Annotated in this window: 17 protein-coding genes; 13 read left to right on the plus strand and 4 right to left on the minus strand. The window is 44.3% G+C overall.

Annotated elements, in window-relative coordinates:
* From WC615_RS05215 to WC615_RS05250, 8 genes are all read left to right on the plus strand, one after another.
* Positions 1–1,101, plus strand: a 1,101-nt coding sequence (locus WC615_RS05215; RefSeq protein WP_372977076.1) for a phosphatase PAP2 family protein, incomplete at its 5' end; no start/stop codon positions are given.
* Between the two features lie 9 nt (positions 1,102–1,110).
* Positions 1,111–1,905 (plus strand): hypothetical protein, encoded by a 795-nt coding sequence (locus WC615_RS05220; RefSeq protein WP_372977077.1) that lies wholly within the window; start codon positions 1,111–1,113, stop codon positions 1,903–1,905.
* A gap of 97 nt (positions 1,906–2,002) precedes the next feature.
* Positions 2,003–3,103 carry a hypothetical protein gene (locus WC615_RS05225; protein ID WP_372977078.1) on the plus strand — a complete coding sequence of 367 codons (1,101 nt, stop codon included), beginning with the start codon at positions 2,003–2,005 and terminating at the stop codon, positions 3,101–3,103.
* A gap of 232 nt (positions 3,104–3,335) precedes the next feature.
* On the plus strand, positions 3,336–3,800 hold the full coding sequence (locus WC615_RS05230) for a RidA family protein (protein WP_372977079.1): 465 nt from the start codon (positions 3,336–3,338) through the stop codon (positions 3,798–3,800).
* Between the two features lie 5 nt (positions 3,801–3,805).
* Complete coding sequence (locus WC615_RS05235; RefSeq protein WP_372977080.1) at positions 3,806–4,921, plus strand: D-TA family PLP-dependent enzyme; 1,116 nt, start codon at positions 3,806–3,808, stop codon at positions 4,919–4,921.
* Between the two features lie 19 nt (positions 4,922–4,940).
* Complete coding sequence (locus WC615_RS05240; RefSeq protein ID WP_372977081.1) at positions 4,941–6,011, plus strand: dipeptidase; 1,071 nt, start codon at positions 4,941–4,943, stop codon at positions 6,009–6,011.
* Positions 6,012–6,020: 9 nt separating this feature from the next.
* On the plus strand, positions 6,021–8,618 hold the full coding sequence (locus tag WC615_RS05245; protein ID WP_372977082.1) for a glucosidase: 2,598 nt from the start codon (positions 6,021–6,023) through the stop codon (positions 8,616–8,618).
* Positions 8,619–8,704: 86 nt separating this feature from the next.
* Positions 8,705–9,628 carry a sugar phosphate isomerase/epimerase family protein gene (locus WC615_RS05250; protein WP_372977083.1) on the plus strand — a complete coding sequence of 308 codons (924 nt, stop codon included), beginning with the start codon at positions 8,705–8,707 and terminating at the stop codon, positions 9,626–9,628.
* A gap of 22 nt (positions 9,629–9,650) precedes the next feature.
* On the opposite strand, the gene WC615_RS05255 is transcribed toward WC615_RS05250, so the two are convergent.
* From WC615_RS05255 to prmC, 4 genes are all read right to left on the minus strand, one after another.
* Positions 9,651–9,917, minus strand: coding sequence for a hypothetical protein (locus WC615_RS05255; protein ID WP_372977084.1), 267 nt, complete (start codon positions 9,915–9,917; stop codon positions 9,651–9,653).
* A 30-nt stretch (positions 9,918–9,947) separates the two neighbouring features.
* The gene (locus WC615_RS05260; protein ID WP_372977085.1) at positions 9,948–10,463 is read right to left on the minus strand and encodes a DUF4251 domain-containing protein; all 516 of its coding nucleotides are present in this window, start codon (positions 10,461–10,463) and stop codon (positions 9,948–9,950) included.
* Between the two features lie 388 nt (positions 10,464–10,851).
* On the minus strand, positions 10,852–12,735 hold the full coding sequence (htpG, locus tag WC615_RS05265) for a molecular chaperone HtpG (RefSeq protein ID WP_372977086.1): 1,884 nt from the start codon (positions 12,733–12,735) through the stop codon (positions 10,852–10,854).
* A gap of 118 nt (positions 12,736–12,853) precedes the next feature.
* Positions 12,854–13,720, minus strand: a complete 867-nt coding sequence (gene prmC / locus WC615_RS05270; RefSeq protein WP_372977087.1) for a peptide chain release factor N(5)-glutamine methyltransferase — start codon at positions 13,718–13,720, stop codon at positions 12,854–12,856.
* Positions 13,721–13,753: 33 nt separating this feature from the next.
* On the opposite strand from prmC, the gene ribD reads away from it, so the two are divergent.
* The 5 genes from ribD (at position 13,754) to bioB (ending at position 19,046) form a co-directional block, all read left to right on the plus strand.
* Complete coding sequence (gene ribD / locus WC615_RS05275; protein ID WP_372977088.1) at positions 13,754–14,806, plus strand: bifunctional diaminohydroxyphosphoribosylaminopyrimidine deaminase/5-amino-6-(5-phosphoribosylamino)uracil reductase RibD; 1,053 nt, start codon at positions 13,754–13,756, stop codon at positions 14,804–14,806.
* An 11-nt stretch (positions 14,807–14,817) separates the two neighbouring features.
* Positions 14,818–15,687 (plus strand): EamA family transporter, encoded by an 870-nt coding sequence (locus WC615_RS05280; RefSeq protein ID WP_372977089.1) that lies wholly within the window; start codon positions 14,818–14,820, stop codon positions 15,685–15,687.
* Positions 15,688–15,690: 3 nt separating this feature from the next.
* A complete protein-coding gene (locus tag WC615_RS05285; RefSeq protein WP_372977090.1) occupies positions 15,691–16,305 on the plus strand; it encodes a YigZ family protein in 615 nt (204 codons plus the stop codon).
* A 258-nt stretch (positions 16,306–16,563) separates the two neighbouring features.
* On the plus strand, positions 16,564–17,913 hold the full coding sequence (mgtE, locus tag WC615_RS05290) for a magnesium transporter (RefSeq protein ID WP_372977091.1): 1,350 nt from the start codon (positions 16,564–16,566) through the stop codon (positions 17,911–17,913).
* 116 nt (positions 17,914–18,029) lie between these two features.
* Entirely contained in the window at positions 18,030–19,046 is a 1,017-nt protein-coding gene (gene bioB / locus WC615_RS05295) for a biotin synthase BioB (RefSeq protein ID WP_191174637.1), read from the plus strand.
* The last annotated feature ends 14 nt before the right edge of the window (positions 19,047–19,060 follow it).

A 19,060-nucleotide genomic window follows, 5' to 3' on the forward strand; every position in this document is an offset into this window, starting at 1 on the left:
CGTGCTTATGCTTATGTGAGTGCGGCGCAGTACGATGCATTGGTACAGGCCTGGAAATTTAAAAAACAGTTTAACCGCCCGGCACCATACAAAACAGATGCGGCAATACAGGCGCTTGTACCTAAATCAGAGTTGCCCGCATATCCGAGTGAAGATGCTGTTGTAGCAGGCGTTACCGCTAAAATGATGGAACTACTATTCCCCGGCGACCTGGATTACATCCGTCAAAAAGCTGCTGAAGAAAAACTGTACCGTATTATGGCAGGTGCCAATACCCGATCGGATATGGATGCAGGCGAATCATTAGGCAGGCAGGTAGCTGACGTGTTTTTAGCACGCGCCCGTGCCGATAAGGCAGGCGCAGCTATTGGCAAACCAGAAGACTGGAAAGCTTTAGAGGATAACACAGCAGCAGCAGGCAACACACCATGGATAAGCCTTGAATTACCAAAACGCCCGCCAATGTTGCCATTATTTACAAAGGTTAACCCATTTCTGTTCCCAACGGCAACCGTAGTGGCTTTACGCCCGGCACCGCCATACGGAACTAACACACCTGAATTTAAAAAAGAATCTGACGAGGTATTGGCAATGAGCAATGATCATAGCCGTGAGCATGAGCGTATTGTTGCGTTTTGGGCTGATGGCGTAGGTACAGTAACCCCTCCGGGACACTGGAATAATATTGCTGCCGACGAATTTGTTAAACACAACTACAGCGAAGTGCGCTGGGCACGTAACCTTGCGTTACTAAACATGGCCGAAATGGATGCCGCTATTGTATGCTGGGATGCCAAATATTTTTACTTTAACCCGCGCCCAACACAAATGGTAATGAATATAAAAACATTAACAGGCATACCTAATTTCCCGTCGTATACATCGGGCCACTCAAACTTTAGTGGTGCTGCGGCAACTGTTTTAGGGTACATAGTGCCCGAAAAAGCAAAAGCTTTTATGGACATGGCAAATGAAGCGGCTATGTCGCGCTTATATGGTGCTATCCACTACCGCAGCGATTGTGAAGTTGGTTTGCAAACAGGTATAAAAGTTGGCGAATATGCAGTTAATAGAGGCAAAGCAGACGGAGCCGGAAATTAGGGAGAGATAATGCTTAAGACTGAACAAAAAATACATTACGTATTGCGTATCGCAATAGCTATGTGCTTTATAGGGCATGGTACTTTTGGCATCATCACAAAACAAATATGGTGCAATTACTTCGCCGTGTTTGGAATTGATACCGATACGGCCTATAGTTTAATGCCATGGGTTGGTGTGGCTGATATTTTGCTGGGCATTATAATGCTTGCTTACCCTATGCGCGCCATTGCTTTATGGCTGGTTATGTGGGGTGCCGTTACAGCATTTTTGCGCCCGGCATCGGGCGAGCCCTTTGCTGAGTTTATTGAGCGTGCGGGTAACTTTGGTGCCCCGCTGGCCATGCTTATCCTTTCAGGCGGTATTAAAAACTTCTGGCAGTTGTTTGCGCGGATTGATCCTAATGCAGCAGTCGACTCCAAAACCATGAAAAATCTATTTACTTGTTTAAAGGTTGTAGGCTTTTTGCTACTGATGGGCCATGGCTGGTTAAACCTTATCCAGAAGAAAGGTTTGCTTGGTCAGTATACATCTATCGGGTTTTCAAACCCTGGCAGGGTTGCCCAATTTGTTGGTGTTTTTGAAATTGCATCAGCTTTGGTTGTATTGATCAAACCTATCCGTAGCGTACTGCTCATATTCATCATCTGGAAAATTGCAAGCGAGTTACTGTATCCGCATTATGAGGTGTTTGAATTTATAGAGCGTGGTGGTAGCTACGGCACCCTTATAGCGTTATGGTTCGCAATTAAGCAAGTATCCTCAAATCTCACTATAAACTCGTTACAAAAAACACATAATTAGAAGAGGCTTTCAACCAATTATAAACCCTGTTTTACAGGTTACAGATAACCGAAAGGTTAGCTGTATTAAATACTTACTTATAATATATTACACAAACATGAAATTTACTTACAAATTCCTTATCAGTATTGCTATATACCTGCTTTTTAATAATACAACAGTTAACGCACAAGGCTGCGTGGCTATTCGCAGTACCGGTGGCCTATGCGCTATGGACGAACACCCTGATAGCACTACATCAGGCGGTGCATGGCTTTTTAATGCCAATAGCAGATATTACCGTTCATATAAACACTTTGTTGGCAAGCAGGAGCAAAAACAACGTATTGCATTAGGTACCAATGTTATTAACCACTCCTTCGCGCAGGATTTTACCCTTACCCGTATATTCAATAACCGCTGGTCGTTTGCGGTAGATGTGCCTGTACTAAACAACACCCGTTCATCATTATACGAGCATGGTGGTAAAGAAAGGCACGAAACAAAATCTTTTGGCATTGGCGATGTGAGCGTTAAAGTATATGCATGGTTATTAAACCCCGAAAAAGCACGTAAAGGAAATATACAGGCGGGCTTAGGTTTAAAATTACCTACAGGCAGCTACAACTACCAGGATTATTTCCAGAATACCGGCCCGGGCGGTACAAAGCTATTAGGCCCTGTAGATCAGTCTATCCAATTGGGTGATGGCGGTACAGGTATTATTACCGAGTTGAATGGGTACTACAACTTTTCGCACAATTTTGGTCTTTATGGTACATTCTACTACATGATAAGCCCGCGCGAGCAAAACGGCGTATCATCTGCCCGTGGTGGTGTGGCAAGTGCTAAAGCTATTGCAAACGGCAGCGATATTATGAGCGTGCCCGATCAGTTTATGATAAGGGTTGGCGCTAATTATGGCGTGGGTAAATTTAACTTCTCGGCAGGTGTGCGCGAAGAGTGCCTGCCCGCGAAAGACCTTGTAGGCGGCAGCAATGGTTTCCGCAGGCCGGGTTATATCATCTCGGCCGAGCCGGGTGTAACTTACAGGTTAAAAAGGTTCTCGGTTTATACCTATGTGCCTATTGCCATGGTGCGCGACCGAATACAAAGTGTTCCTGATAAGATCAGCACACAGTTAACGGGCGTTTATACCCAAGGCGATGCTGCATTTGCAGATTATGCCGTAAACGTAGGTGTATCGTTTAAGCTTTAATATATAATGGTTATGTAAGTGAAGGTCGGGGTGGGTCCCGGCCTTTTTTGTTTTTATCATTTAATAACCACAGAGGCAGCGGAGTTTTTCACAGAGAGCCGCAGAGACTTTTTAGTCATTAAATTTAAATTAAGAATCATAATTTTACTTTGTGTTCTCTGTGCATTTTTTCTCTGTGTCCTCTGTGGTTAAAAAAATACTACTTTTTATTTTTAAATAATAGATTTACAAAATGAACTCAGCCGAACAAAACTTTAAAGACCTGGGCTTAAACCTGCCCCCGGCACCAAAACCGCTTGGTGTTTACAAACCCTGTTTAATTGATGGTAAATACCTTTACCTATCCGGCCACGGTACCGTGCAGGATGACGGCAGCCTTATCATCGGTCGCATTGGCGATACCATTAATATGGAAGATGGCAAACTTGCCGCAAGGCAGGTTGGTTTAGCTATGCTGGCCACCATAAAAGCCAATTTAGGTAGCCTGGACAGGGTTAAGCGTGTTATAAAAGTATTGGGCATGGTAAACTGCACGCCCGATTTTGAAAGGCACCCGTACGTCATTAACGGCGCCAGCGAACTGTTTGCCAAAGTTTGGGGCGAAGAGAACGGCATTGGCGTACGCAGTGCGGTAGGGATGGGCTCATTGCCCGATAATATCCCGGTAGAGATAGAAGCTTTATTTGAACTGGTATAAGCAATATGGGAACACCTGAGTGGTACACCATCAATAACGTTGATGAACTGGATACGCCTGCGTTGGTTGTATATCCCGACAGGGTAAAATACAACATTGGCTTGGTTAAAACCATGATTGATGATGTATTTCGCCTGCGCCCGCATGTAAAAACGCATAAAAGCCTTGATGTTTCCTTGCTGATGATACAGGCAGGCATCCAAAAATTCAAATGTGCCACTATTGCCGAAGCCGAAATGCTGGGCATGGCTGCAGCGCCCGATGTGCTTTTGGCGTATCAACCTGCAGGGCCAAAACTTAAACGTTTTGTACAAGTGATAAAAACGTATCCGCAAACAACATATTCTTGTTTGGTAGATAATGAAGATACCGCCAACGCAATATCTGCCGAAGCTGTTAAAAGCAATATCAAAATAACCGTTTACATCGATCTGAATGTGGGCATGAACCGTACCGGTATAGCACCGGGAGCAGATGCGTTGGATCTATACACCACCTGTTTGTCATTACCCGGATTGGTTTTAATGGGCTTACACGCTTATGACGGTCATATTCATGATAGCGATTATGCCGTACGCCAAAAACGTTCGGATGAAAGTATGGGGCCGGTTTTTAAGCTGATTGATGACATTGCAGCAAAGGGATATCCACAATCTGTACTTATTGCAGGTGGTTCGCCAACTTTCTCTATCGTATCAAAAATAAATGGCATTGAATGCAGCCCCGGCACATTTGTTTACTGGGATAAGGGTTATGAAACCGCATATCCTGAACAACCATTTCAAACAGCGGCGCTTATTGTTGCCAGGGTAATTTCCTTACCCGAAGAGGGCAGGATCTGCATCGATCTGGGCCATAAATCGGTATCGGCAGAGAATGAGCTTGCTAAAAGGGTGTACTTTTTAAACGCCCCCGAATTGAAGTTTATAGGTCACAGCGAAGAACATTTAGTGGCCGGTGCAGGTAAAGATCATCAATATAAAGTAGGTGATATTTTATACGGCTTACCATATCATGTTTGCCCATCAGTTGCTTTATATGAGCGTGCTATAACCATTGAAAATAAGATGGTTACCAGCGAATGGAAAACCACCGCAAGAGATAGAAAAATAACAATATAGCAATTTAACAACATAAAGGATGTTCATTATAGACGCCCATTTAGACCTCAGCATGAACGCGCTGGAATGGAACCGCGACCTAACCCGCCCTGTTGCCGAAATTAACCAGCGCGAAGAAGGTTTAACTGATAAACCCGACCGTGCAAAGGCCGTGGTATCCCTGCCCGAATTGCGCAAGGGAAATATCGGACTGGTGGTAGCAACGCAAATTGGCAGGTATGTAGCGCCCGGTAATTCGTTGCCCGGCTGGCATTCGCCGCAACAGGCATGGGCGCAAACGCAGGGGCAACTTGCCTGGTACAAAGCCATGGAAAATGCCGGTGAAATGGTACAGGTAAATAACCTGCAAGGTTTAGAAAAACATCTTGCCTTATGGAGCGATGGCGCGGATAACGCAGATAAGCCTGTTGGATATATCCTAAGCCTTGAAGGCGCTGATTCCATTATAGATGTAGGGTATTTAGAAAGTGCGTATCAAAACGGTCTGCGCGCTGTTGGCCCTGCGCATTACGGCCCGGGCAGGTATGCCAACGGTACTGATGCTACCGGTAAGATGGGACAGAATGGCTTAGAGCTACTGAAAGAAATGGAGCGCCTCAACATCATCCTTGATGCCACACATCTTTGTGATGATGCTTTTTGGCAGGCGCTCGATAACTTTAACGGGCATGTTTGGGCAAGTCATAACAACTGCCGTGCCCTAGTGAACCACAATCGCCAGTATAGCGATGAGATGATAAAAGCCCTTATTGACCGTGGCGCGGTAATAGGCGCAGCCCTTGATGCCTGGATGATGGTACCAAATTGGGTGAGGGGACAGTCAACCCCGCGTCAAATGAATTGCAACCTTGAGGTAATGGTAGATCATATTGACCATATTTGCCAGATAGCGGGCAACGCCCTGCATGTAGGAATGGGTACCGACCTTGATGGTGCGTTTGGGCGCGAACAATGCCCGTACGATCTGGAAACCATTGCCGATATGCAGAAAGTGCCTGCTTTATTACAAAAGCGCGGTTATACCGATGCCGACATTGATAATATGATGCACGGCAACTGGCTGCGTTTTTTACGGAACGCGTGGAAATAAAACATAAACATGGGTGCAGAGCAGGAAAGGTTAAAGAATACAGGTTGGAAAAAATGGGGGCCTTACGTAAGTGACCGCCAATGGGGTACGGTACGCGAGGATTATAGCGCCGATGGCGATGCCTGGAATTATATAACCCATGATATTGCCCGCAGCAAAGCCTACCGTTGGGGCGAGGAAGGCATTGCCGGTATTTGCGATCACGAACAGCTACTCTGTTTTTCTGTAGCGCTATGGAACAAGAAGGATTCTATTCTGAAAGAGCGTTTTTTTGGCCTTAGTAATGCTGAAGGTAACCACGGCGAGGATGTAAAGGAGCTATATTACTACCTGGATAATACGCCCACGCATTCCTACATGAAAATGCTGTACAAATATCCGCAGCAACCATTTCCGTATGATCACCTGGTGGCCGAAAGCAAAAAACGCGACCGCACACAAGCTGAATACGAATTGATAGATACCGGGATATTCAGCAACGATGAATATTTTGATGTATTTGTAGAATACGCCAAGCAGGCAACCGATGATATCCTCATAAAAATAACTGTACACAACAGGGGCAAGGCCGATGCAAGCTTAAATGTGTTGCCAACTGTTTGGTTCCGCAACACATGGGAATGGGGTTATGACGATTATAAGCCGCAATTATCCGCAGATAACAGTAAGATCAAAATTGAGCATAAACAGTTAGGCAGTCTTTGGTTAGCGGCCGAAGGCGATACCCAAATGCTGTTTTGTGATAACCAAACCAATAACAAACGTTTTAATATCGTTAATGATGGTAAATCCTTTTATAAGGATGGCATTAACGATTATATTGTAAACGGTGCTGCAACTGTTAATCCTGCCAATACAGGCACTAAAGCAGCCTTTAACCGCGATATTGCCATTGCGGCAGGTGAAAGTACTGTTATCCGTTTAAGATTGTCTGACAAGGCCGAAAATACATTTGATGATTTTGACGGGATATTTGCATCGCGCCAGCAGGAAGCCGACGAATTTTATAAAGCATTGCGCCCTGCTAAAGAAAGCGACGCCAAAGCGCAGATCCAGCGCCAGGCATTTGCAGGTATGCTTTGGAATAAGCAGTTTTATTATTACAATATCCACCAATGGCTAAACGGCGACCCGGCAGAATCTGCCCCGCCCGCCCAAAGGCAACATCAGCGTAATAGCAAATGGCAGCATTTTAACAGTCAGGATATTATCTCCATGCCCGATAAATGGGAGTACCCCTGGTTTGCCGCGTGGGATCTTGCTTTTCATTGCATACCACTGGCGTCTGTAGATATGGGCTTTGCCAAAAGGCAGCTTAACCTGCTGGTGCGCGATTGGTATATGCACCCTAACGGGCAATTACCTGCTTACGAGTGGGATTTTAGCGATGCCAACCCGCCCGTACTGGCCATGGCCACATGGAAAATTTACCAGATGGATAAACAAGCCAACGGCGGCGAGGGCGATGAATTTTTCCTGGAGCGTATTTTCCATAAACTGATGCTCAACTTTACCTGGTGGGTTAACCGTAAGGACGAAGCCGGTAATAATATATTTGAGGGAGGCTTTTTAGGGCTCGATAACATTGGTGTGTTTGACCGTAACACCCGCTTTGCCAACGGTGCGCACCTGGAGCAGGTTGATGGCACCAGCTGGATGGCCACGTATTCGCTTAATTTACTACGTATAGCTGCAGAGCTGGCCATAACCAACAAAGCCTATGCTGATATTGCATCAAAGTTTTTTGAGCACTTCATTTATATTTCGGCCGCTATGTCAAACCTGGGCGAAGGGGGGAGTAGTGGGTTGTGGGACGAGGCCGACGACTTTTTTTACGACCAACTACGTATGCCCGATGGCTCGGCCGAGAAGATGAAGGTACGCAGTATTGTTGGCCTGATACCCTTATTTGCCACCGAGGTGCTTGACGATTCCGACATCGATAACAATCCCATCTTTCGCGACAGGATGGACTGGTTTAAAGCCAACCGGCCCGACCTGGTTGCGCTTGTATCTCACTGGGATGAGAGAAGTGCATCGGGCAAACATTTGATAAGCTTGCTGCGCGGGCACCGGATGAAGGGCATCCTGAAATATATGCTGGATGAGAACGAGTTTTTAAGTCCGTACGGTATCAGGTCGCTTTCCAAATACCACCTCGATAATCCATTCAGTGCCAATATTAATGGCACACAGTTCAGCATAAAATATACCCCAGCCGAAAGTGATAGCAATATGTTTGGCGGCAACAGTAACTGGCGCGGCCCGGTATGGATGCCTATTAATTACCTGATCATAGAAAGCCTGAACCATTTTTACCAGTATTACGGCTATGAGCTGACTGTAGAATGCCCAACGGGGTCTGGCAATATGATGAACCTTAAAGAGGTGGCCAACGAAATTTACAGGCGTATCTCTAACCTTTTTATGCCGGACGAGAACGGCCGCCGCCCTATAAACGGCACTAATGAAAAAGCGCAGACCGATCCCAACTTTAAAGATCACATCCTCTACTACGAATACTTTAATGGTGATACCGGTGAGGGGTTAGGCGCCGCACATCAAACCGGTTGGACTGGATTGATTGCTAATTGCCTTTATCATTAATGTGTTAATTGGACACAATAAAATTTCTTTGTTCGAATTATTTGATTTAGATTTACTTACCAAGTAAATCTAAATTACCAATCAGTATGAATTTTAACAGGCGCAAGTTTTTGCAAAGCACGGGCACGTTGGTGCTTAGCAGTGCGGTTTTATCAGGTAAAGCGGCATCGTACATCATTAAGCATCCGGTAGGAGTGCAATTGTTTACCTTTTTTAATATTATAGATGATGACGTGAAGGGCACTTTAACCAAGGTGGCTGCTGCGGGATATAGCGAAATAGAATCGGCATTTAGCAAAAAGGGCGGGTATTATGGCATGAAGCCCAAGGAGTTTAAAGCCCTGGCCAGTGATCTGCATTTATCATGGAAATCGCACCATGTGCTTGGCGCGCCGTTTAAACTGCCTCCGGGCGCTAAAATGCCAACTATGCCCGATGGTAAACCCATGGTTATACCACCTATGTTAAACCTGCAGGATAATATGCAGCAACTGGTTGATGAAGCTGCCGAGGGTGGCGTTAAGTACCTGGTATGCGCCAATACACCAACCAGTACTCCAGAGGAATTAAAAGCCTCGATAGCGGTATTAAATAAAACAGCAGAAGCTGCTACAAAAGCCGGCTTAACCTTTGCTTACCATAACCACGATGCTGAGTTTAAGATATTGAGCGACGGAACTATCCCTTACGATCTGTTGCTATCAGAAACAGACCCCAAACACCTTAAAATGGAGCTTGACCTGGCATGGGCGGTTAAAGCAGGTAAAAACCCGGTTGACCTGTTTAAACAAAACCCGGGCCGTTTCCCGCTGTGGCACTTAAAAGACCTGGATGCCAGCCGGGAAAACATTATGCCGGTAGGTAGCGGCACTATTGATTTTAAACCCATATTTGCGGCGGCAGAAACAGCCGGGATGCGCAGCTTTTTTGTAGAACACGATATGCCGAAAGACGCCTTTGCAAGCATAAATAGCAGCATAAAATATATCAATAAGAACCTAAATGTGTAGGTTTAAAAGAATTTGTACAGGCTTATTGTAGGTAGGCCTGTACAAATTCATCATTGTTTATAGCCATAACCAATGCGTTCAGGAAAGCCTTTTCCGGCGAATTATCATCCACTTTTGTAGCGTGATCTTCTAATAAATCAAGATAAGCTACCGCTTCCTGTTCGTCTTCAAACAGCAATATTAAACTGCCGTTTACTTCGGTATCAAATCCACCAGTTGGAGCGGGTAAGTTATAGTTTTGAAGCACATTGCCTACAAACCCCGCTTGTGCTGTATCTATTTTAAGCATAATGTTAATGGTTTATAAGGTAACCATAAATTATACTTTCGGTTTGCTTCTTTCTTTTATATAACCATTAAAACGTATTTGTTGCCTGTTCATACTTATTACGGTAAGGTCGGCATTGCCATTAGTGTACACCTGCAAGGTCATTTGTGTGGCGTTGCGGGTATCGTTAGCTTTTATATTGATGGTGTAACTGCCATCCTTTTTTGTTTTGATGGCATAATCAAACTTAGTTGATTTAAATTTTATGCCGTTATCCTCGTTGCTGTTATAACCTGCGCCGGAATACGCCACACCAAAGTAGGGTAAATAAGCTTCAATCGTATCGGGGCTAACGGTAAGATCATACGGCGATGTGAGGTACCTGGACCCACCACCACTCGGGTACATATATGATGCCTGGAAAATGTAGTTTTTTGAATCGATAAGGCCTTTTATCTCGGCAGCCTTCTTTGCTTGTTTTATGGCTTTTTGGCTTTGCGCGCTAACCGGATTAATTACCGCAACTACTATAAAAAGCGCGAATAATGTTTTTATTAAAGTTTTCATTTTTAATTGCTTAAATAAATATAACGTAGTTTTTGTTAGACTTTGTATAGGATTAAAGGTTTAATTAATTATTGATAATGAGCGGTTTAAATACTACACGCGGCGGCGACTTACTGTTTGCTGAAATGGGGTATACTGCATCTGTTTTCATGATCTGTGTTTTTAATTACAGATGCAGCAGGGGGAGGTATTCCATAAAATATTGTAAATAAATTATCATCATGTCAAGCATCTACGCAGTACCGGTTGATCGTGAGCGTGGACGCTCACAATAGTTTAGTTTCAAGCGTGGACGCTTGAAACGGCGGTAATTGTAAAAAGAAAAGCCACTCATTGCTGAGTGGCTTTTAAATTCTATACCCCCTTCAGGGAGTTAGGGGGCTGCGTATTATATCAGGCTAACGCTGCGGTTAACAAACTCGGTTAATTCAGCACCGGTTAGTAAGCCTTGCGATAACAGGGCCAGATCAAAAGCTTGTTTAGCCAACTGTGCTTGTACACCTTCGTCTTCGCCATCTAAAATGCGGCTAATCAGTTTGTGGTTACCGTTCACAATAACTTTATAATTATCGGGCATGTTACCATAAAAGCCCATTCCGCCGCCCATAGCAGCCATATCTTTCATACGGCGCATAAACTCGTCCATGGTTACGGTTACTGGCAATTCATCAGGGTTAAGACTTTCCAGCTGTACTTTGTACGCTGGTTTGTTGATGGCCTTATCAAAGATCTCTTTAATTTTGGTTGATTGCTCTTCGGTCAATACATGCTCAGGGGCATCGTCTTTTTTGATCAGTTTATCGGCAACATCAGCATCCACACGTTTAAGCGATGTTTTTTCAAGCTTCTGCTCTAACTGGCTGATGAAGTGGTTATCGATAGGTGAGTTCATCAACAATACATCATAACCCTTTTTATTTGCCGATTGGATAAACGCATCCTGTCTTTCGGCATCGTTGGTATAAATATATATTAACTGGCCGTCTTTATCGGTTTGTGTACCTTCTACCTTGTCTTTGTATTCGGGCAGGGTAAAATTCTCTTTGGCGGTGTTGGTTACCAAAACAAAGTCTTTTGCCTTATCGTAAAATTTCTCTTCGCTCACCATGCCGTATTTTACAAACAGGCCAATGTCGTTCCATTTTTCTTCAAAACCTTTGCGGTCGGCCTTAAACAGGTCGGCCAGTTTATCGGCTACTTTTTTGGTGATGTAGCTGTTTATTTTTTTAACGTTGCTATCGGCTTGTAAAAAGCTACGCGATACGTTCAGCGGGATATCCGGTGAATCGATAACACCGTGCAGCAGCATTAAAAACTCTGGGACAATATCTTTCACCTCGTCGGTAATAAATACCTGGCGCGAGAATAATTTGATCTTGTTACGGGTTATTTCAAAGTCGTTCTTCAGCTTAGGGAAGTACAATACACCTGTTAAGTTGAAAGGATAATCAACATTCAGGTGGATCCAGAACAACGGGTCTTCGCTATACGGGTAAAGCTGTTTGTAAAAGTCAAGGTAATCCTCGTCTTTTAATTCACTTGGTGCTTTTGTCCAGATAGGGTTGGTATCGTTAATGATGTTATCAACCTCAACCGATTTGTATTTTGGCTTGCCTTCTTCGTCAACACCGTCCTCTTCCTCTTGTGTGGCTGTACCAAATTTAATTGGCACAGGCAGGAATTTGGCATATTTATCCAATATCTCCTGGATGCGTTGCTGGCTTAAAAACTCTTCAGATTCGGCATTAATGTGCAGGGTAATTTCGGTACCGCGCTCTTCCAGGTTACCATCGCTTATTTCAAACTCGGTGCTGCCGTCACAAACCCAATGGGCAGGGGTAGCGCCATCCTGGTATGATAAGGTTTCAATCTCCACCTTATCGGCTACCATAAATGCAGAGTAGAAGCCCAAACCAAAACGACCGATGATCTCATTGGCGTCTTTAGCTTCTTTAAACTTCTCCATAAACTCGGTAGCGCCCGAGAATGCAATCTGGTTGATATATTTTTTTATTTCTTCGGCCGTCATACCCAAACCGTTATCAGATATGGTAATGGTCTTTTTGTCGGCATCAAAAGCAACTTCAACGCGCAGGTCGCCAAGGTCGCCGTTGTATTGACCTAACGAAGCAAGGCGTTTTATTTTTTGTGTAGCGTCAACCGCGTTTGATACCAGTTCGCGCAGAAATATCTCGGTATCAGAGTATAAGAACTTTTTAATGATGGGAAAAATGTTTTCGGTGTGTATCGAAATTGTTCCTTTTTCTTGCATAGTAGTACTTTTTTTGAAAATTTGAATGATTTACGGATACACCTAATCAATGCCCGTTCCAAAGCAGAAGATTTGCCAAATTGGCAGAGAGGGGGGCGGATGCAGATGTGCAGAGCTGCTACCTCATCGCCTTAACCATCCTGTCCCTGCCGCTCATATCCTGACGTAACTCAATATTTATAAATCCTTTATCAGTTAATAATTCAACTGTTTCTTTGCCGAAATTTTCATTTATCTCGAAAAACAGGATGCCACCCGGGGAAAGATGTTCATTAGCATAATCAGCAATAGCCTTGTAAAATATCAGGGGGGCATTCTCGGGAACAAACAGTGCGGAGTGTGGTTCAAAACCGGTTACGTTTTGATGCATCATGAGCTTATCCTGCAAGGTAACATAGGGTGGGTTACTTACAATGATTTCGAAATTCGAATATTCAATTTCGAATTTGGTGTTCAGGATATCATCAAGTATAAACTCCACCTTAACTTCATTAATAACAGCGTTTTGCCTGGCGGTATGTAAAGCATCGGCAGATATATCAATGGCCGTAACATCAGTATCCGGCAGGTTCTTTTTAAGGCTGATAGCAATGCAGCCACTACCCGTACCAATATCAAGGATGCTAATCAGCTTTTGACTTTTGACTTTTAACTTTTGACTTTCAATGATCCATTCCACCAGTTCCTCTGTTTCAGGCCGGGGTATCAATGTGGCTGGGTTTACCAGGAAATTAAGGCCGTAAAATTCCGTACTGCCTAGAATGTATTGTACGGGCCTGCCGGTTTTAAGTTCTTCGAGGATGCCGGAAATCTTCTCTATAGCCTCTCCATTCACCTCGTCCTCGGGAAAAGCTTTAAGTTTAGCGCGGGACATACCTGTTATTTCTTCCAACACCAGCAGAGTAATGGCCTCAGTTTCACGGCTGTCATACACCCCGGTTAAACCTTGCTGAAATTCCAGGAATACATCCTTAATAGTTTTCATGCAACAAAGTAACATAAAACCTACTTTTGCACAATGGCAATACATGAAATATATATGCAGCGCTGCCTTGAACTGGCCGCTTTAGGTGGCGGCGGCGTTAGTCCGAACCCGATGGTTGGCGCTGTGATAGTTCATGATAGCAAGGTAATAGGCGAGGGCTATCACCAAAAATATGGCGAAGCCCATGCCGAGGTAAATGCCGTTAACACGGTAATTTCAAGTTACAGTAACCATGCCGACCTGCTGAAAAAAAGCACCATTTATGTTTCGCTTGAGCCTTGTGCGCATTACGGTAAAACCCCGCCCTGTGCCGATCTGATCATCAAACATCAAATACCTCACGTAGTAGTTGGCTGCCGCGACCCCTTCGCGCAGGTAGATGGTAAAGGAATAGAGAAATTACAGGCAGCAGGCATTGAGGTAAAGTTGGGTGTGTTAGAAAAAGAGTGCCAATGGCTAAACCGCCGCTTTTTTACCCGCGTGCAAAAACAACGGCCATACATCATATTAAAATGGGCGCAAACTGCTGATGGCTTTTTTGCCCCGGCAGATGGCAGCCAGCACTGGATAACCGGCACCGAAAGCCGTAAACTGGTACACCAGTGGCGCGCCGAAGAGGATGCTATACTGGTTGGCAAAAACACCGTACTGGCCGATAACCCCCAATTAAACGTACGATATGCAGAAGGGAAATCGCCGAAAAGGGTAGTTATTGACCGCCGTTTGGAGTTAAATGAACAGTTGAATGTGTTTGATCAATCGGTTGAAACATTGATATTTAACGAGATCAAGACAGATATAGACGGCAAGAATAAATACATAGCCCTTGAAGACTTTAACCGCTTTGTACCACAGTATATTTTGTTCCAGTTGTACCTGCAGGATATCCAGTCGGTAATTATTGAGGGCGGCGCTTATACATTAAAAGCGTTCATTGATGCAGGTTTATGGGATGAAGCACGTATTTTTACCGGTGCATCTGCACTGGTAAATGGAATTAAGGCACCTATTATAACCGGCACCACTATTAGTGAAAGCACGGTTGGGGCCGACAGTTTACAGATCATTACAAATCTATCTATATAACCAACAGAATAATGTTGTACGTTTTTTTAAGTATTTGTTGCAGTGTTATTGTTTCCATATTACTGAAACTGGCCAAACGCTACCAGATAGATGTTTTCCAGGCCATCACCTGGAATTACAGTATAGCCATACTGCTTACCTGGTTCTTTTTTAAACCTGTACTGCAGTTTGAAACCCTAAAACAAGCTCCCTTTGGCATATTGCTTCCTTTGGGTGTTTTGCTGCCGGTTATATTTTTTGCGCTGGCAGCTTCGGTAAGGGCTGCTGGTATTGTGCGTACTGATGTTGCACAAAGGTTATCGTTATTTGTATCATTAACTGCTGCATTTTTATTATTTAATGATCATTTAAACACGCTTAAGTTTATAGGGATTGCTGTGGGGATAGCAGCTATTTTATGCAGCATCCCCTGGCAAAAGAAAACAGCCAACCGTAAGGTGCTCAGTAACGCGTGGATATACCTGGTGCTGGTTTTCCTGGGCTTTGGCGTTATTGATATTTTATTTAAACAGGTGGCAGCTTTTAAACAGATGCCTTTTACAACCCTGCAATTTATAGCCTTTATAATTGCTTTTGCAGTATCGCTTATGATTCTTATAATCAGGAAGATAAATAAGTTATCTAAAATAACTTTTACGCATGTAGTATTCGGCTGGATATTGGGGATAGCCAATTTTGGTAATATCTTTTTTTACTTGAAAGCCCATACGGCACTGTCCAACAGCCCGTCGACCGTATTTACGGGAATGAATATTGGTGTGATAGCCCTTGGCACCATGGTAGGCCTTTTACTGTTTAACGAACGGCTTAGCGTACTTAACAAAATTGGTGTGGCACTTGCGGTTGTTGCCATCGTAATTATTACCATTTCAAATCACTAAAGCGTGCTGTTCGACGATACTTATAAAACCATTGCTCAACCTTCAGAAAGCATCTTCCGCGACCGCGGGAGTAAGTTCCTGGGTTATGCCTACCCGGTTACATCAGATAATGATATTAAAGCCATCGTAACCAACCTTAAAGCCGAACACCCAAAAGCCAACCATGCTTGCTGGGCAATCCGCCTGGGGATTGACCGCTCTGTTTTTAGGGTGAATGATGACGGCGAACCATCGGGCACGGCGGGCAGGCCTATCCTGAATACTTTATTATCCCGTAATATTACCAATGTACTGGTTGTGGTGGTGCGCTACTTTGGTGGCACCTTGTTAGGTGTTCCCGGCCTGATCAATGCTTACAAAACCGCCACCGAAATGGCGCTGGATGCTGCTCAGGTGATAGAAAAAACGGTGAACGATATTTACACCATTACCTTTGATTATGTGCAGATGAACGACGTAATGCGCATTATAAAAGACGAGCAGCTGCAGATACTTGAACAGGTGTCAGAATTAAACTGCCAGATCAAATTCTCTGTACGTAAAACACAGGTGGAGGCAGTGATGTATAAGCTGAATAAAGTAAGTGGGGTAAAAGCGGTTTATAATTATAGCGGGTAGGTTTATGATTATTATCTCACACAAAGACGCAAAGACGCAATTCAAAAAAAATTAGGCTTAGCATCTTTGCGTGACACACACTTTTATCACAATCCTATGTCTGTCTGAGCCTATCGAAGACCTGTAAAAGCAGTTAATCATTCGGCAAGCTCACCATGACAATTCTACTTTTTGCGTCTTAGCGTCTTTGCGAGAAACACTTTCTTTTATAAAATACACCCCTCCACCTTTCAGTAAAATTGCTTATTTTGCCTGCATATGCAATCTTTTGAAATAGATAAAACCGATCTGCTCCGCATTAAAACCGCCCTTGAGGGTGGGGATGCTGAACTACAGGCCGTTCTGAAAGACTATCACGCTTCGGAGATTGCCATCCTGTTCGAAAAACTCCCGCAGGAAGCCAAAGAACGCATCATCAATATCCTGTCGACCGAGATAGCCTCTGAGGTGATCTCAGAAATGACCGAGGAATCTCACCCGGAAGACCTGTTGATCAGTCTTCATCCCGAGAAACGCTCGGACATTGTGGAGGAGATGGATTATGACGTGGCTACGGATATTATTTCGCAGCTCGACGAACAGGATCAGCACGAGATATTACAGGATATTGACCAGGATGATGCTACCAGCATCCGCGCACTGTTAAACTACGATGAAGATACCGCCGGTGGTTTGATGAACTCGCAAGTGATCTGTGTAAACATTAACCTGGATAAAAAGGCCGCACTGGATGAGATCATCCGCCAATCGGAAGAAATGGAAGAGTTTTATACCATTTATGTGGTAGACGACCATAAAACCCTGCAAGGCATCGTATCTATAAAAGACATTATTAAAGCCCGAAGCGAGGCCAAGGTGCGCGACCTGGTACAGGATGATTTTGTTTATGTAAAAGCAGAGCTCGACCAGGAAGAGGTGGCCAAACTGATCTCGCAATATAACCTCACCACCATCCCCGTGGTTGATGACCATATGAAACTGCTGGGCCGTATTACCGTTGATGATATCATCGATGTAATGGAAGCCGAGAATACCGAGGATATACTAAAGATCTCGGGTGTATCCGAAGATGAGGAACTGAGCGGTAACTGGCAGGATGCGGTAAAAAGCCGTTTACCATGGCTTGTCATTAACCTGGGTACGGCATTTTTGGCTGCATCTATTATCCGTAATTTTGATTCGACGGTAAAAAACCTGGCTATCATATCGGCTTACATGACTATTATTGCGGGCATGGGGGGCAATACCGCTACGCAGGCCCTTGCGGTAACTGTTAGGCGTATCTCGCTAAGCGACCTTAGCGACAGGCAGGCTTATAATACTGTTTTGAAAGAACTTTTAGTAGGGCTGGTAAATGGTGCTGCAAACGGTCTCATCGTTTTTGCGGTGGCCTATTTTTACGATGCCAACCCTATGCTGGGCCTGGTGCTGTTTTTAGCCATGACAGGTAATTTAGTTGTAGCCGGATTAACAGGCGCATCTATCCCGCTGATTTTGAAAAGGGTAGGGATAGACCCGGCTGTGGCATCGTCCATTATCATTACCACATTTACAGATTGTATTGGATTTTTTCTGCCACTATGGTTGGCAAGCAAGCTTTTATTATAAAAATTAACGCTTTGCATTTTAGCACTTTCAATCAAAAAACAAATTGAAATAACAGAAATAAGTAAATAAACTTTGATATTTGCGTCTTAGCATAGCTAACAATTAAATTTGAACTAATGACCGAAGTAAGATACGACTGGACACAGGAAGAAATTTCAAAAATATACCACTCACCATTGCTTGACCTGATATTCCGCGCGGCTACCATTCACCGCGAGAATAAGGACTATGCAGAGGTACAGATAAGCTCGCTTATCTCCATAAAAACAGGCGGCTGCCCCGAAGATTGCGCTTATTGCCCGCAGGCAGCGCGTTACAATACCGGTGTGGATGTGCATGCCATTATGCCTAAGGAAGAAGTTATCGCGGTAGCGCAAAAAGCAAAAAACGGCGGCGCTTCAAGGCTTTGCATGGGCGCCGCATGGCGCGAGGTTAGGGATAACCGCGATTTTGATAAGGTAATTGACATGGTGAAAGCCGTGAACGAACTGGATATGGAAGTTTGCTGTACCCTGGGCATGCTTACCGAAAGCCAGGCGCAACGTTTAGCCGATGCAGGCCTGTACGCATACAACCACAATTTAGATACCTCTGAGGAGGATTACAAGCGTATCATTACCACCCGCACGTATGACGACCGTTTACAAACGCTTGACCATGTGCGTAAAGCAAAAATTTCTGTTTGCAGCGGCGGTATTATTGGCCTTGGCGAAACCGCTCAGGACCGTATCTCGATGCTGAAAACGTTATCAAATATGCCAAAGCACCCGGAATCTGTTCCGATCAATGCATTGGTACCGGTACAGGGCACGCCGCTTGCCGAGCAGCCACGTGTTTCTGTTTGGGATATGGTAAGGATGATAGCTACCACGCGCATCATTATGCCAAAAACTGTTGTAAGATTATCAGCAGGCCGAACCGAAATGAGTACTGTTGAGCAGGCCATGTGCTTTATGGCAGGCGCCAACTCTATCTTCGCGGGCGAAAAATTACTGACCACACCAAACCCATCTTTTGATGAGGATATGGCCATGTTCCAGCTTTTAGGCTTAACGCCGCGTAAAGCATTTAAGAACGGCAGACCAAACGTTTCCAAAGAAATTAAGGAAATGAGCATTAACGAGGTAATATAATCAAATCATATCGG

Origin of the sequence: Mucilaginibacter sp. (assembly GCF_041663085.1) — a bacterium.
Lineage (GTDB): Bacteria > Bacteroidota > Bacteroidia > Sphingobacteriales > Sphingobacteriaceae > Mucilaginibacter.